The sequence below is a fragment of the Rhodanobacter sp. FW106-PBR-R2A-1-15 genome, from assembly GCF_058789735.1.
On the sequence record NZ_JBYTEM010000003.1, the window covers coordinates 68,463 to 83,430 of the forward strand.

At 69.0% G+C, this 14,968-nt stretch carries 12 protein-coding genes; 6 read left to right on the forward strand and 6 right to left on the reverse strand.

Annotated features, from left to right (window positions below; translation table 11 throughout):
- Positions 1 to 46: 46 nt before the first annotated feature.
- From AC3WTD_RS02690 to AC3WTD_RS02700, 3 genes are all read right to left on the reverse strand, one after another.
- Positions 47 to 2,038: an alpha/beta fold hydrolase gene (locus AC3WTD_RS02690; RefSeq protein WP_492612842.1), complete on the reverse strand. Its 1,992-nt coding sequence runs from the start codon at positions 2,036 to 2,038 to the stop codon at positions 47 to 49.
- Between the two features lie 163 nt (positions 2,039 to 2,201).
- On the reverse strand, positions 2,202 to 4,511 hold the full coding sequence (locus AC3WTD_RS02695; RefSeq protein ID WP_492612843.1) for a transferrin receptor-like dimerization domain-containing protein: 2,310 nt from the start codon (positions 4,509 to 4,511) through the stop codon (positions 2,202 to 2,204).
- Positions 4,508 to 5,932, reverse strand: coding sequence for a hypothetical protein (locus tag AC3WTD_RS02700; RefSeq protein ID WP_037089042.1), 1,425 nt, complete (start codon positions 5,930 to 5,932; stop codon positions 4,508 to 4,510). The genes AC3WTD_RS02695 and AC3WTD_RS02700 overlap by 4 nt, the downstream gene beginning before the upstream one ends.
- A gap of 216 nt (positions 5,933 to 6,148) precedes the next feature.
- Between AC3WTD_RS02700 and AC3WTD_RS02705 the strand changes: the two genes are divergently transcribed.
- From AC3WTD_RS02705 to AC3WTD_RS02715, 3 genes are all read left to right on the forward strand, one after another.
- Complete coding sequence (locus tag AC3WTD_RS02705) at positions 6,149 to 6,922, forward strand: class I SAM-dependent methyltransferase (RefSeq protein ID WP_027491788.1); 774 nt, start codon at positions 6,149 to 6,151, stop codon at positions 6,920 to 6,922.
- A 98-nt stretch (positions 6,923 to 7,020) separates the two neighbouring features.
- Positions 7,021 to 7,206, forward strand: a complete 186-nt coding sequence (locus AC3WTD_RS02710) for an oxidoreductase-like domain-containing protein (protein WP_492612844.1) — start codon at positions 7,021 to 7,023, stop codon at positions 7,204 to 7,206.
- A complete protein-coding gene (locus tag AC3WTD_RS02715; protein WP_027491787.1) occupies positions 7,190 to 7,687 on the forward strand; it encodes a GNAT family N-acetyltransferase in 498 nt (165 codons plus the stop codon). The genes AC3WTD_RS02710 and AC3WTD_RS02715 overlap by 17 nt, the downstream gene beginning before the upstream one ends.
- A 434-nt stretch (positions 7,688 to 8,121) precedes the next feature.
- On the opposite strand, the gene AC3WTD_RS02720 is transcribed toward AC3WTD_RS02715, so the two are convergent.
- Entirely contained in the window at positions 8,122 to 9,132 is a 1,011-nt protein-coding gene (locus AC3WTD_RS02720) for an HDOD domain-containing protein (RefSeq protein WP_492612845.1), read from the reverse strand.
- A 379-nt stretch (positions 9,133 to 9,511) separates the two neighbouring features.
- Between AC3WTD_RS02720 and AC3WTD_RS02725 the strand changes: the two genes are divergently transcribed.
- Both AC3WTD_RS02725 and AC3WTD_RS02730 read left to right on the forward strand, forming a co-directional pair.
- Positions 9,512 to 10,531: an LLM class flavin-dependent oxidoreductase gene (locus tag AC3WTD_RS02725; protein WP_027493078.1), complete on the forward strand. Its 1,020-nt coding sequence runs from the start codon at positions 9,512 to 9,514 to the stop codon at positions 10,529 to 10,531.
- Between the two features lie 33 nt (positions 10,532 to 10,564).
- Positions 10,565 to 11,422: a PA4780 family RIO1-like protein kinase gene (locus AC3WTD_RS02730; RefSeq protein ID WP_027493077.1), complete on the forward strand. Its 858-nt coding sequence runs from the start codon at positions 10,565 to 10,567 to the stop codon at positions 11,420 to 11,422.
- A gap of 254 nt (positions 11,423 to 11,676) precedes the next feature.
- On the opposite strand, the gene AC3WTD_RS02735 is transcribed toward AC3WTD_RS02730, so the two are convergent.
- Both AC3WTD_RS02735 and AC3WTD_RS02740 read right to left on the reverse strand, forming a co-directional pair.
- On the reverse strand, positions 11,677 to 12,111 hold the full coding sequence (locus tag AC3WTD_RS02735; RefSeq protein ID WP_027493076.1) for an FKBP-type peptidyl-prolyl cis-trans isomerase: 435 nt from the start codon (positions 12,109 to 12,111) through the stop codon (positions 11,677 to 11,679).
- A 75-nt stretch (positions 12,112 to 12,186) separates the two neighbouring features.
- Positions 12,187 to 12,744, reverse strand: a complete 558-nt coding sequence (locus AC3WTD_RS02740; protein ID WP_027493075.1) for a YaeQ family protein — start codon at positions 12,742 to 12,744, stop codon at positions 12,187 to 12,189.
- A 144-nt stretch (positions 12,745 to 12,888) separates the two neighbouring features.
- Here AC3WTD_RS02740 and AC3WTD_RS02745 point away from each other — a divergent pair, with 144 nt between their 5' ends.
- Positions 12,889 to 14,883: an OPT family oligopeptide transporter gene (locus AC3WTD_RS02745; RefSeq protein WP_492612901.1), complete on the forward strand. Its 1,995-nt coding sequence runs from the start codon at positions 12,889 to 12,891 to the stop codon at positions 14,881 to 14,883.
- The last annotated feature ends 85 nt before the right edge of the window (positions 14,884 to 14,968 follow it).

The window sequence follows — 14,968 nt, forward strand, 5'->3', positions numbered from 1 at the left end:
CGCTCCTGCCGGAACCGGGCAGGAGCGCGCCTGTCCCCGCAGAGGGTCAGTGGGTGGCGGTATTGCCGCTCCCTGTCGCCGTGACGCCGGGGCCGATGCTGGAGCCGATGAACTGCACAAGCTTTGCATACAGTTCGGCCTGGTTGGCTTCGTTGTAGAAGCCGTGCATCTCGTTGGGCTTGTACAGCCACTCGTGCGCGATGTTCCGTTTCGCCAGCGCCTGGTGCAGGCTGAGACCCTGGACGGGCGGCACGCGCTTGTCCTCGCCGCCGGCCACCAGCATCACGCGCGCCTTGAGCCGGTCGAGCTGGTTGATCGGCGAATGGGTAGCCAGCACGTTCATGTCGTCGCCCAGCTGACGCTTGAGATAAGCTTCGCCGTAGCTCGATTGCGGGATGTCGCCGCGGCGGTACATCAGGGGCAGGTCGTAGACGCCCACGTAGCCGATCGCGCACTTGTACAGGTCCGGTTCCTTCACCGCCCCTTCGAGTGCCGCATAACCGCCATAGCTGGCGCCGTAGATGCAGATGCGCTGCGGGTCGGCGAGGCCTTGCGCGATGGCCCAACGGGTGGCGTCGGTGACGTCGTCCTGCATCTTGCCGCCCCACTCCCTCCAGCCGGCGCGTTCGTAGTCGTAGCCGTAGCCACCGGAACCGCGGTAGTTCACCTGCAGCACGACGTAGCCACGGGTGGCCAGCGCCTGCACGTCCGGCTGGTATTCCCAATGGTCGCGGATGCCGAACGGGCCGCCATGCACCAGCACCACCATCGGCAGGTGCCTGGCGCTTTCCTTGCCGGGCGGATAGCTCACGTAGCCGTGCAACTGCATGCCGTCGCGTGCCGCGAAGTCGAGCGGCTGCATGGTGGCCATCCGGGCAGGGTCGATCCACGAGGCCCGGGCCAGCAGCGGCGTGAGCCTGTTGGCCTTGGCGTCGTACAGCAGGAACGTGCCGGGATCGGCATCAGCCTCGACCAGCACCACGCTCAGGCTGCCGTCGCGCGTGCCGGAGACGAAGCGGACGCTCTCGCCAGGGAACTGCTTCATCAGCGCCAGCAGGGTCTGCGCAGCGAGTGACTGCGGGTCGAACAACGCCGCGCCGCTACTGCCGTCCGTGAAGCCCACGCCGAGGATGCTGTCGTCGGCCAGGCCCTGCAGTATCCGGGTTGCTTCGACGTGTGGATTGCTCCACACGACGCTGAGCGACTGCTTTGCCGGATCCCAGCGGCAAACGCCGAAGGCGGCGGGTGCCGAACAGGTGAAATACGCCTCGCTGTCATCGCGGTTGAATTCGATCGGTATCGCGCGGTTCCTGCTTGCTTCCGGCAGCAGCTGCCAGCCATCACCATCGATCGGATGCTGGTAGACCCTGACGTTGCCGTCATTGTCAAAACCAGCCGCGAAGCGGATCCGCCCCTGGTGGTCGGCGACGAAGCTTGCGCCACGCATGGGGGCAACGATGAGTTGTGTCTTGTTGCCGTTGCGCACGTCCATGCGGTAGGCCACGGGGATGGCGCCCTCGAGCCCGGCTCCCGACCACGAACTGATGGATACCAGCACATGCTTGGGATCGTCCGGGATGGTGGCGATCAGTTCGGCACTGCCATATTCGGCCGTCGCCCGCTGGATGTGCGAGCCGGTGCTCATGCCACTGCGGCGGTAGCCGTACAGCATGTTCGCGCCATTGCCGTCGGCGTTGACCGCGAATAGTTCGCCGGTGGCAAACGGCGCATCGTAACCGCCGACACGTTCGCCCACGGAATACAGCACGCGGGTAGCGGACGCCCACCAGAAAGCGATCACGTCGTCCTCCTGCCGCGGGCGAACCAGGTTGCCCTGGTGATCGGACACCCGGATCAGGGCCAGCACGGTCTGCCCGTTCACCACTGCGGTGGCGGCCAGGTACTTGCCGTCCGGCGAGATTCTCACGTCCTTGTACTGGGCATGTCGCGCCAGCTCGGCATAGGAGACCGGCTGTGCCTGCAGCACGGCAGTAGACAGCAAGAGCAGACCCGCAACGATCCAGCGCTGCATCCTCATCGCTGATTTTCCCTGTCGTGATTGAACGACCGTACAACCTGCCGGCTGCCTCAGGGCGGCATTTATAGCAGGGCGCCGACCGCATCGGGACGGGTGCGGCGTTGGAGCGGATCGGGGGCGGCCGGTGGTCTGGCCGTCTCGCGATCGAGCGTGATGCTGCAGGCTAGGACTGCTTGTCCAGCAGCGCCGTCAACTGGTCGAGTTGCGCGCGGTAGCGGTCGAGCACCTTGGCGGTGAGTGCGGCGTAGTGGCTGGCCTCGTCCCAGCGACGCGCCTCGATGGCCTCGCGCACGCCGGGCACGGTCTTGACGTCGTAGCCGGTGAGCATGCCCGGCGCATAGATGAAGTGCTTGAACCAGCTGCGCCCGGGCAGGCCGGCGGGATCGGTGAGGCGCTGCTCCATGCTGCCGGCCAGACGGTCGAGCTGCTGGCGCTGCGCGGCGGTGAGGTTGAAGCCGGCGGCGGCACGCTTGTCGTAGGCGGCCTGGCAGGCCTTGGCGCTCTGCGCAAGCTGCTTCGCCGCGCGGTCGAGCGGGGCGAGGTCGATCGCCGGCATGTCGGAATCGCGCGCGGGCGGGGCGACCGGCCGCGTCGGATCGGCATTGAGCGCGAATGCATGGCTGTCCAGCAGCTGGTGCTGCTGTTCGGTAGCCTCGCGCGTGTCGTCGACCAGCTTGTGCAGTTCGTCGAGGTAGCGGCCCAGCGTGTCGCTGAAGTCGCCGAAGTGCAGCGGCAGCACGTTGGCCTCGGCGCTGCGCAGCATCACGTGGCCGGCGACCTTGGCCAGCGCCATGCCGTAGTCGAAGCTCGGGTCGCCGAAGCGCGCGTAATGGTCGAACGAGTCGTAGCGCGAGTGGTAGATGCCGCCGTCGTCGTCCTCGCCGCCGAAGTCGAGGTCCAGCGAGGCGATGCCGAGATGTTCCAGGAACGCGCTGTAGTCGGAGCCCGAGCCCAGCGCGGCAAGCGGCAGGTCGCCGCCGGCCGCCGCCAGCTTGGCGATCGCCTTGACTTCCGGCTTGGCGTCCTTGTTGTTGCCGGCCACTTGCATGTGTGCACGCAGTCGCTCGCGCACGCTGACACCGGTTTCCGGGTCGGTCACGCCGGCGGCCACCTGGTTGACCAGGTGCTGCAGCGAGTGACTGCCGCCGGCGCCGAGGAAGCCGCGGCCGTTGGTGTCGGAGTTGAGATACAGCACGGCCTTCTGCTGGAGTTCCGCGGCATGCGTCTCGGCCCATTCGGTGGAACCGAGCAGGCCGGGCTCCTCGCCGTCCCAGCTGGCATAGACGAGCGTGCGTTGGGGTCGCCAGCCCTGCTTGACCAGGCCGCCGATGGCCTTGGCCTCGGCCATCAGGGCGATGGTGCCGGAGAGCGGATCCCACGCGCCGAAGGTCCAGCCGTCGTGGTGGTTGCCGCGCACGATCCACTGGTCCGGCTCGGCCGAGCCCTCGATGGTGGCGATCACGTCGTAGACCGGTTGCTGCTTCCAGTCCGACTGCACGGTCAGGTGCACGTTCGCCGCGCTCGGGCCGACGCGGTAAGTCAGCGGCAGCGCACCGCGCCACCCGGCCGGGGCCACCGGGCCGGCCAGCGCCTGCAGCAGCGGCGTGGCGTCGGCGTAGGAGATCGGCAGCACCGGGATCTTCAGGATGGTCTTTGCGTCTTTCAGCGCCAGCCGTTTCGCGCCGGGCGTGGAGCCGATGCCCGGAGTCAAGGGGTCGCCCGGATACAGCTGCATGTCGGCCACCGAGCCGCGCTGCACGCCCTGCGCCGGGCGCCAGCCGCCCTGCGGATAGACGTCGCCCATGGCGTAGCCATCGTCGTGCGGGTCCGAGTAGATCAGGCAGCCGACCGCGCCATGTTCCTGCGCCAGCTTCGGCTTCAACCCGCGCCAGCCGTGGCCGTAGCGGGTGAGCACGATCTTGCCGCGCACGTCGATGCCGCGCCGGGCCAGTTCCTTGTAGTCGTCGGGCATGCCGTAGTTGGCGTAGACCAGCGGCGCGCTGACATCGCCGTCGGCCCCGTAGACGTTGTAGGGCGGCAGCACGCCGGCGAGGCCGGAGGTGGCGTCGCCTTCGATGGCTGGTTCGTGCAGTGCCGCGACGTACGGTTTCGGCCCGAGCAGCTCCAGCGCCACCTTCTTCGGCGTGGGGTAGAGCACGCTGAAGGTCTCGATGTGCGCGTTCCAGCCCCATTCGCGGAACTTCGACAGGATGAACTCGGCATTCGCCTTGTCGTGCGGCGAGCCGACCTGGTTGGGCTGCGACGCCATCTGCTTGAGCCAGCCGCGCAGCTCGGCGGGATCGAGCTGGGCGTCGAAGCGCCGTTCGAGATCCTGCTGGGCCGTCGCCGCGCTGGCGCTGAAGCCGAACAGCGGGGCGTCGTCGGCGCGGCCGCCGGGGCTGGCGGCCGCCGCGGCGAAGGCTGCCAGCAGGCAGCCCAGGCTGAGCAGCGGCCGGAGGGCGGATCGGGTCATGGTGATTTCCCCTGGATGGTGGTGGCTGCGGCCGGCCGTGCTGGTGCGAGCGGCTCGGCGGGGTCGGATGGTGTGGCCGCGTCCTGGTCGCGGATGGTAACGTCGTTGGCGAACAGCTGGTGGCCGTCCGCATCGGTGTAGCTCAGCCGGTATTTGCCGGGACGCAGATAGAGCAGGTTGTGGGGTTCGATCAGCCCGTTGCTGATGCGGTCGCTGGTGGTGGGGTTCAACGGCAGCGGGTCGAGCACCAGGCGGTCGGCGGGTATCGCGTCGGCGCCTTCGCCGGCATAGCGCGCCTCGACCATGCACGGGTAGACGTGGTTGCAGCGTTCGCCGCTGACCAGATACGGCTTGCGGCTGCCGCCGAGGTCCAGCCAGGTGGGGCGGCCGCGTTTGATCCGCTCGGGCGGGAAGAACACGCTGACGTCATAGCCCGCGCGCAACGACCACGGCTGGCCTTTCTTGTCCACGAACACGATCGGCGCGTCGGGGCGCAGTTGCTGCATCACCGGGGCGTAGTCGGGGTGGTCGTCGCTGGCCGACGGGTGGGGATACAGCATGGTCTGCTCCACCGTGAGCGGATCGATGCCGCTGAGCTTGTGCAGGTGCTCGGCCATCGAGGAGCCGCCCAGGTAGACGCCCGATTCCTGGATGTGCGCATAGCCGGCGTTGACCACCAGCCGCGCCTGCGGGTCGTTCTTGAACACCTCGCGGTAGAGGTTGCGCGCCTGCTCGGCTTCGCGGGCGTCGCCGGTAGCCGCGGAGAGCGCTTCGTAGGCCACCACCTTGAAGCCGAGCTTCAAGGCGGTGCGCACCATCTCGGCGTAAATCGGCTCCTCGGTATAGAAGCCGCTGCTGGCGACCGGATAACCGCGCGCCTGCAGCCCGGTGTCGGTCTGGTAGAGCGTCTCGGCGGCGAAATAGTTGAAGCCCTCCACGCGCAGCTTGCCCAGCAACTGCACGGTCAGCGTGCGGGTGAGCGGTATGTTGTGCGCTTCGTTGAGGAACACCGCGCGGTAGTTCCTGGCCAGCTCGGGAATCGCTTCGAGCGCGGGGCGGGCGCGGTAGTCGGCGTTGCCCAGCGGCGAGGGGCGGTCGTCCGGCAGCGCCGGCTGCTTGATCGAGAAGCTGGCCGCAGCATCCGGGTAATTGCCGACGAACGTCTGGTACCAGCTCAGGTACTGGCCAAAAATGATGTGGAACGCCGGGTCCGGATCGGTGGCGTACGAGTAGCGCATCACCCGGTACTGGGCCAGCAGGCTCTTGTGCTGGTTGGCCTCCTGCATGATCTGCTCGGACTTCTGCGCGGCGGCGACCTGCGCCGCCTGCCATTGCGCAGCCGACTGCGCATGGCCCAGCCGACCGCACAGGCACAGCGCCAGCGCAAGGCCTAGTGCAGGAAGGGGGCGGCGCCTTGGCATCGGGTACTCCTGATACGGTGTTCGGGAGGTCGTCTGACGGCTCTGCCGGGCGCCAGGCTGTGCAGGCCCTGGAAAAGCCGGCCTGGGGCATGGCGTGGTCGTGGATCGAGCATGCAGCATGAACTGCCGCGGCGCCCCGTGCCAAGCGGCACGGGTTCATCAGCGCGAATCGGGCGCACAATCGGTAAACCCTTGGCCCACTGAAGGAGTACGACCATGCGTCCTGCCATCCTTGCCGTGTTGCTTGCCGCCAGCATTCCCGCGGTGGCCCTGGCCCAGACGGAGAAACCGCACGAGGCGGCGGTCTCCGCCGCGGTGCAGAAAGCGCTCGCTGATCCCGCCCGCCAGACCGACCGCGCTGAGGACACCCGCCGCCAGGTGGCCCAGGTGATGGCCTTCGCCGAAGTGAAGCCGGGCCAGAAGGTGCTGGAACTGGTGCCGGGCAGCGGCTACTGGACGCGCGTGTTCAGCGCCGTCGTCGGCCCGCAGGGACACGTCTACACCGTGTGGCCGCACGAGATGGGGAAATACTCCGCAAAAAGTTTCGCCAACTGGCAGGGCCTGGTGGCCACACCGCACTATGCGAACGTCAGCCTGTTGCAGCAGCCGGCCGCGCTGTTGAGCGCGGCGGAGCCGATCGACCTGGTATTCACTGCGCAGAACTACCACGACTACCATGACCCGTTCATGGGCCCGGTGGACATGGCCGGCTTCGACAAGCGGGTCTACGACGCGCTCAAGCCGGGTGGCCTGTTCGTGGTGATCGACCACATGGCCCCGGCCGGCTCCGGCCTCGCCGACACCGACACCCTGCACCGCATCGACCCGGCCGTGGTGAAGCAGGAAGTGGAAGCGGCCGGCTTCGTGTTCGACGGCGAAAGCGACGCGCTGCGCAACCCGGCCGACCCGCTCAACGCCAAGGTGTTCGACAAGTCGATACGCGGCCACACCGACCAGTTCGTCTACCGCTTCCGCAAGCCGGCGAAATGATTCGCCGCGCCGCCGCCGCTTGAGTCGCGGCGGCGATCGGCGCCACCATCGGCTGCCGGGCGGCCCGCCGCCCCGCAGCTGATGCCGTCCGGAGTGCCGTGAATCCCGTCCCGCCCATCCCGCCAAACCTCGACCCGGCCGACCCGATGCCGCAGCCGCCGAGCGAGCCGGATGCCGCCGATTGCTGCGGTGAGGGTTGCGTGCGCTGCGTCCACGACGTCTACGACGAAGCACTTGAGCGCTACCAGGCGGCGCTGGCGGCGTGGCATGCGCGTCACCCCTGAGCGCATGCCCAGCGCCATCCGCTATCGCCTCGCCGGCCCGGACGATGCGCTGGCGATCGGTCGGCTGGCACGCCGGGTGACGCGGCGCTGGATTCTGCCCAAGCAACCGGCCAGTGCGGCGGCCGAGCTGCTTCACGGCATGAGCGCGCGGGTGATCCGCAGGAAGATCCTCGCCGGTCAGCGCTTCCACCTGGCCTGCCAGCAGGACGGTCGCCTGGCCGGCGTGGCGGCGATGCGGGACGACTGCCACCTGTTCCAGTTTTTCGTCAGCACCCGCCTGCACGGTCGCGGCATCGCACGCCAGCTGTGGCGGCGCGCGATGCGGGATGCGGTGCGTCGCGCCGGCACGCGGCAGTTCACGCTGAATGCCTCGGCCATGGCGGTGCCGGTGTATCGGCACTTCGGCTTCGTGCGGAGCGGGCCGCCGACGGTCAGCCGCAGCGGGTTGCTGACCCAGCCGATGCGACTGGACCGGTACTGACGGGCACCACGCGCCGGCGCCGCATGGCGGCTTCCAGGAATTTTGGTCATGCCGTCGCCATCGTTGGTCGCCTATAAAACGCGCCGGGGAATCCTTGCCAACCCGCGAGGATTTGACAATGCGATTGAAGACATGGATGACCCGCGGCCTGATGCTTGCGGGGTGGGTGGCCTGTTGCCTGGCGCCGGCTGCGCCGGTGTTGCCGGACCACCAGGGGTCGACGCCGCCCTGCAGGTGCCGTTCCGGCCCACACGGTCAGCCTCGATGCGTACAGGGGGCAGACCGTGCAGGTCAACTTCTACGGCGTGGAAGACCGTAGCCTGCAGACTTCGTTGGTGCTCGGCGACGTCAGCGTCACGCCACAGTAGGAGCGGCAGCGGGAGGCGCGTTATCGCCTCCCGCCGCGGCGCCTCGCGGCGGGAGCCGCGGATCGCTCACGCCCCGGAAAAGTTGCGCCGCAGATCCTGCCGGCAGCGCGCCACCAGGTTCGGCGCGAAGACCTCGGGCCAGCCCTGGCTGAGATCCGGGTCCTCGGCCAGGCGCTCGTGCTCGGCCAGCAGCTGGGCCATCGCCAGCAGGTCGGCCACCGCCAGCGCGTTGCCCAGCGGCGAGGCCGCCGGCGTCGGCTGCAGTCGCCGCTCGGCCAGTGCGTCGACCACCCGCCGCGGCAGCTCCCAGTGCTGCGCCACCTGCAGCGAAAGCTGCGCGGCGAGGTCGGCACAGCCGGCGAGAAAGCCAGGCGACGGCGGCTCGGCGTCGTCGGCGGGGCCGATCCGGTCCAGCAGACGGATCACCGCGCCATCGCCGGCATGGCAGACGATGCCCGCCAGGTAGGCTTCGAACGCATCGCTGTGGTTGTGGCGGCCGAGCCAGGCGCAGGCATGCGCGCAGCGCTCGGCGTGATGCCACAGGCGCTCGCCGGCGGCCTGCCCGAACGCGCCGGCATGGGCCTGCAGGATGGGCTTCATCACGTGCTGGGTGAGTACCCGGCGCAGCCCGTCCTGGCCCAGCAGCACCACCGCCTGCTGCAGGCTGGTGATCGGCTGCGCCGCACGGTAGTGCACGCTGCCGGTGACCCGCATGATCTCGCCGACCATCAGCGGATCGCGGCCGATCAACCGGGCCAGTTCGCCGCCGCCGGTGTTGTCGTTCCTCAGCGCGCGCAACAGCTGCGGCAGCACCGTGGGCAGGCGTGGCAGGCTGTGCATGTCGAAGCGGCTGCCGAGCAGCTCCAGCTGCCTGAGCGTGGCGAGCTCGGCCGCGCCGGGTTCGCTGGCGTGGCTGTCGGCCAGGCCGAGCACGAAACGATGGAAGCGGTCGCGGATGGCCGCCAGCGGCAGCGCCGGCCGGGCGGCGACGGTGGTGCGCGCCGGCGTCGTGGCGGCAGGCGGCGCGCGTCTTGCGCGTGGCTTCGGCCGTCGGCTGCGGAAAATGCGCCGCCACATGTTCCCCATCGTCCCCCTCATCCCCGCGTGCCGACTCCCGGGCAACCCGTTACGGGCTATCGGCGCCCTGCGGGGAAAGTTTAGCGAGGATGCGGCGCCGGCCCGGCCTACTTGGTGCTCTTCTTCTTTTCCTGCTTGGCGGCCCGCTTTTCCTTCAGGGTCTTGGCCGGCTTCTTCTTCTCGTCCTTCTTGGTGTCCATGCCCTTGCTCATGCTGCTCTCCCAGTGAGGTTGAATGACGGCGACAGGTGACGCGTGACACGATGTCAGTCTAGGTCGTTTCGGCGCCCGTGGGGCGGCCTGGCGCGGGGCAGCCGCGGCGGTGGCAATCTGCGCGGCAGCCCCCACATCGTGGCCATCCCATTCGGTGAGAGCCTGACATGATCCCGTTTTCCATCCTCGACCTGGCGCCGGTTACCGAAGGCAGCGACGCCGGTCAGGCGTTCCGCAACACGCTGGACCTGGCCCGGCTGGCCGAACGGCTCGGCTACCACCGCTACTGGCTGGCCGAACACCACAACATGCCCGGCATCGCCAGCGCGGCGACGGCGGTGCTGATCGGCCACGTGGCCGGCGGCACCTCGACCATCCGCGTCGGCGCCGGCGGCATCATGCTGCCGAACCACGCGCCGCTGCAGGTGGCCGAGGCGTTCGGCACGCTGGCCTCGCTGTACCCCGGGCGCATCGACCTGGGCCTGGGCCGCGCGCCCGGCACCGACCAGCCCACCGCACGGGCGCTGCGCCGCTACTTCGACAACACCGATGCATTCCCGCAGGACGTGCTGGAACTGCTCGGCTACTTCGAGCCGGCCAAGCCTGGGCAGCAAGTGCGGGCCGTGCCCGGCGCCGGTATCGAAGTGCCGGTGTGGCTGCTCGGTTCCAGCCTGTTCGGCGCGCAGCTGGCCGCGCAGCTCGGCCTGCCGTACGCGTTCGCCTCGCATTTCGCGCCGGACGCGATGGACGAGGCGCTGGCGCTGTACCGGCGCGACTTCCGCCCGTCGGCGCGGTTGCAGCGGCCGTACGCGATGCTGGGCCTCAACGTGGTCGCGGCCGACAGCGACGCCGCGGCGCGGCGGCTGTTCACCACCCAGCAGCAGACTTTCATCAACCTGCGCCGCGGCAAGCCGGGGCTGGTCCCGCCGCCGATCGACGACATCGAGGCGTACTGGACGCCGCCGGAGAAGCTGATGGTGGAGCGCGCGCTGGCCTGCACGGTGGTCGGTGCTGCCGATACGGTGAAGGACGGCATCGCGGCGTTCATCGCCAGGCACCGGCCGGACGAGCTGCTGCTTACCGCCAACGTATTCGAGCACGCGGCGCGGCGGCAGTCGTTCGAGATCGCGGCGGCGGCGCGTGATCGGCTTGGTACCGGCCGCGAACCGGCCACCGATCGGGGATAATGCCGTGTTCCCCATGACCGAAGCCCACCACGCATGAAAACTCCCAAGGGCCTGCAGGACCTGATCGACGAAGGCGTGATCGACCAGGTGCTGCGGCCGCTGAAGAGCGGCAAGGAGGCCTCCGTCTACGTCGTGCGCTCGGGCGAGGACGTCCGCTGCGCCAAGGTCTACAAGGACATGGCGCAGCGCAGTTTCCAGCAGCGCGTGCAGTACCAGGAAGGTCGCAAGGTGCGCGGCAGCCGGCAGATGCGGGCGATGGGCAAGGCCACCAAGTTCGGCCGCAAGGAAGCCGAGGCGGCGTGGAAGAACGCCGAGGTCGACGCGCTGTACCAGCTCACCGCCGCCGGCGTGCGCGTGCCCAAACCCTACGGCTATTTCAGCGGCGTGCTGGTGATGGAGCTGGTCACCGATGCCGACGGCCATTCGGCGCCGCGGCTGGGCGAAGTGGAACTGTCGGCCGACACCGCGCGCGACTACCACCGTTTCCTGATGCAGCAGGTGGCGCGCATGCTGTGCGTGGGGCTGATCCACGGCGACCTGTCCGAATACAACGTGCTGGTCGGGCCAGCTGGCCCGGTGATCATCGACCTGCCGCAGGTGGTCAGCGCCGCCGGCAACAATGCGGCGCGCACCATGCTGCGCCGTGACGTCGGCAACATCACCATCAGCCTGGCGCGCTTCGCGCCGGAGCTGCTGGACACCCACTACGGCGAGGAGATGTGGGCGCTGTACGAACTGGGCGAATTGCACCCGGACAGCGAACTCAGCGGCCGCTTCGAGTTCGACGAAAGCATCGCCGACGTCGACAGCGTGATGCAGTCGATCATCGACGCGCGGGAAGAGGCGCTAATCCGCCAGCAGGGGCGCGAGGCGGCGGTGCAGGAAGGTTGAGCGATTCCAGGGCACGGATTGTTGGGGTTCGCTGCGCTCACCCCAACCTACAAGCTGCCCAGCCGCTTGTGCGTAGGAGCACGCTCGCGGGCGATGCTTTTTCGAATCCCGAATCCCGAATCCCGAATCCCGAGTCCCGAGTCCCGAGTCCCGAGTCCCGAGTCCCGAGTCCCGAGTCCCGAGTCCCGAGTCCCGAGTCCCGCCACAAGAACATCGCCCGCGAGCGGGCTCCTACATGTGGCAGAGGAAATGGTTCAGTGCGCGCTGACGTCGACCAGCGCCACGTCGAATACCAGCGAGGCGTTCGGCGGGATGTCGGCGCCGGCGCCGCGGGCGCCGTAGCCGAGCGCGGCAGGGATCAGCAAGGTGCGCTTGCCGCCCACGCGCATGCCGGCCACGCCCTGATCCCAGCCGTCGATCACCCGGCCCGCGCCCAGCGTGAAGTTGAACGGTGCGCCGTGGTCGTACGAGCTGTCGAACTTGGCGCCGTGCTTGTCCTTCGCGTGCTCGTCGTACAGCCAGCCGGTGTAGTGCACCAGCACGTCCATGCCGGCCTTCGCCTCGGCGCCGGTACCGATTTTCTGGTCGATCACGGTGAGCTTGTCGACCTGTCCGCTGGCCTGTGCCGGCGGTGGGGTGCCGCAGGCGGCGAGGGCGAACACGGCGAGCAGGGGCAGCAACCAGCGCATGGGTGACTCCGAAGGATTGAAGAGGTCGGGCGGGATTATGCGGGAAAGCGCGGCGCGTCAGCCGGCCGTGCCGCGTCAGCCGACCAGTTCGGCCATACCCATGCGCCTGAGCGGTTCGACCGCGACCGCGCCGGTTTCGCTGATCAGCTGCAGTTGGCCGTCCTGCACCAGCGCCTGCAGGCGCATGCCACGCTGCAGCAGCGCGGCCAGTTCGGCGACGGTGGCGGCGGGGATGTCGAGCACGCTGAGGTTGCGGTGGCGGCCGAGCGCGTGGCCGAGCTTGTTCCACCAGAGCTCCGCGGCGTTGCCGCCGTAGCTGACCACCACGACCTGACGCGAGCGGCCGCAGGCCTTGCGGATGCGCGCCTCGTCGGGCTGGCCGAGCTCGATCCACAGTTCGATCTCGCCGCTATATGCCTTGCGCCACAGCGCCGGCTCGTCCTCATCGCTGAGGCCCTTGCCGAACTCCAGCCGTTCGTCCGCGTACAGCGCGAACGCGAGCAGGCGCACCATCAGGCGCTCCGCGGTCTCCGACGGGTGCCGCGCCAGGGTCAGCGCGTGGCCGGCGTAGTAGTGCCGGTCCATGTCGCTGACCTGCAGCTCGACCTTGTGGATGGTGGCGTTGAGTGCCATGGGGATCTCTCGGGACAACAGCCGCCCATTCTACGCGCAGGCGGCGGTCCAGGCCGTCGGGAATAACCATCGGCGGGCATTCCACGCTATCTTGCGTCGCAGCCATCCACCCCGGGGGAGAGCCATCCTGTGAGCGCACAGCCAATGTCCAGCGCGTCGCCGCGCGTCGAATTCACCCTGCGCGGGGTGGTCATCGGCATCGTGATCACCGTGGTGTTCACCGCGGCCAACGTGTTCTTCGGCCTCAAGGCCGGCCTCACCTTCGCCACCTCGATTCCGGCGGCGGTGATCTCGATGGCCATCCTGCGCTCGCTGAAGAACTCCACCATGCAGGAGAACAACATCGTGCAGACGGTGGCCTCGGCCGCCGGCACGCTGTCCTCGATCATCTTCGTGCTGCCCGGCCTGATCATCATCGGCTGGTGGAACGGCTTCCCGTTCTGGATGAGCTTCGGCATCTGCGCCACCGGCGGCATCCTCGGCGTGATGTACACCATCCCGTTGCGCCGCGCGCTGGTCACTGACTCGGACCTGCCGTACCCCGAAGGCGTGGCTTGCGCCGAGGTGCTCAAGGTGGGCACCAGTTCGGAGGAGGCGGCCGGGTCGGTGGAGTCGGGTGGCGCGGGGCTGAAGGCAGTGGTCGCCGGCGCGATCGTCTCGGCGGCGTTCTACGTGATCGTGCAGACCAGGCTGTTCGCCGCCGCGGTGTCCAGCTATTTCCGCGTGGGCGACAAGGGCGCCGCCACCGGGTTCGACTTCAGCCTGTCGTTCGCGCTGTTCGCGGTGGGCCACCTGGTTGGGCTGTGGGTTGGCGTGGCGATGCTGGTGGGCGCTTTGATCGGCTGGGGCTGGGCGGTGCCGCACTTCCTGCTGCTGCATCCCGCCGACGGCGCCGCCGATGCGGTGGCGCAGGGCGCCTGGAGCCACTACGTACGCTTCGTCGGTGCCGGCACCATCGGCGTGGCGGCGATCTGGACGCTGGCCAAGCTGGTCAAGCCGGTGATCGGCGGGTTGGCCAGCGCGATGGCCGCCTCGCGCGTGCGCAAGGCGGGCCAGCTGGCCACGCTGCCGCGCACCGAGCACGACATGCCGATCGGCATGGTGGGCCTGATCACGCTGCTGTGCCTGATCCCGGTGGGGTGGCTGCTGGGCCACTTCAGCAACATCAGCGGGCTGGGCGAGCACACCACGCTGCTGGTGGTCGGCGGCGTGGTGTTCGTGGTGATCCTGAGCTTCCTGGTCTCCGCCGTGTGCGGCTACATGGCCGGCCTGATCGGTTCGAGCAACAGCCCGCTGTCGGGCGTGGGCATCCTGGTGGTGATCATCGCCGCGCTGCTGCTGGTGCTGGGCGTGAAGTCGATGCTGCCGGCGGAAGCGGGCAAGGCACTGGTGGCCTTCGCGCTGTTCATCACCGCCATCGTGTTCGCAGTGGCCTCGATCGCCAACAACAACCTGCAGGACCTCAAGACCGGCCAGCTGGTGGACGCCACGCCCTCGCTGCAGCAGTGGGCGCTGGTGATCGGCGTGGTCGCCGGCGCGCTGGTGATCCCGCCGGTGCTGGACCTGCTCAACCAGGCCTACGGCTTCCTCGGCGCACCGGGCGTGGACCCGTCGCGCGCGCTGCCGGCGCCGCAGGCCGGGTTGATCTCGGCGCTGGCGCAGGGCGTGATCACCGGCAACATCGACTGGAGCCTGATCACCATCGGCGGCGCGATCGGCGTGGGCATCATCGTGCTGGACGAGGCGCTGGCGCGCACCGGCAAGTCGATGCGGCTGCCGCCGCTGGCAGTGGGCCTGGGCATCTATCTGCCCACTTCCACCACGCTGATGGTGGTGGTCGGCGCGCTGGTCGGCGCGTGGTTCGAGCAGCGTGCCGATCGCGGCCCGAAGGCGGAGGCCACCAAGCAGCTGGGCGTGCTGCTGGCTTCCGGCCTGATCGTGGGCGAGAGCCTGCTCGGCGTGATCGTGGCCGCGCTGGTGGCGTTTTCCGACAAGCTAGGCTTCGCCGATCGCAACGCGCCGCTGGCGCTGGTGGGCGACAACTTCCACGATGCCGCGATCTGGATTGGCGGCGTGCTGTTCGTGGCGGTGACCTGGGCGATGTACCGCTGGATCGGCCGGATGGGCCGGGCGGTGTAGGGCGCAACGGCGGGGCCGACACCGTGCGCGGAACACGCTGCTGCCGCACGGCGGAAGCGCGCTCCGCCAAGCGGCTCCCGCCGGC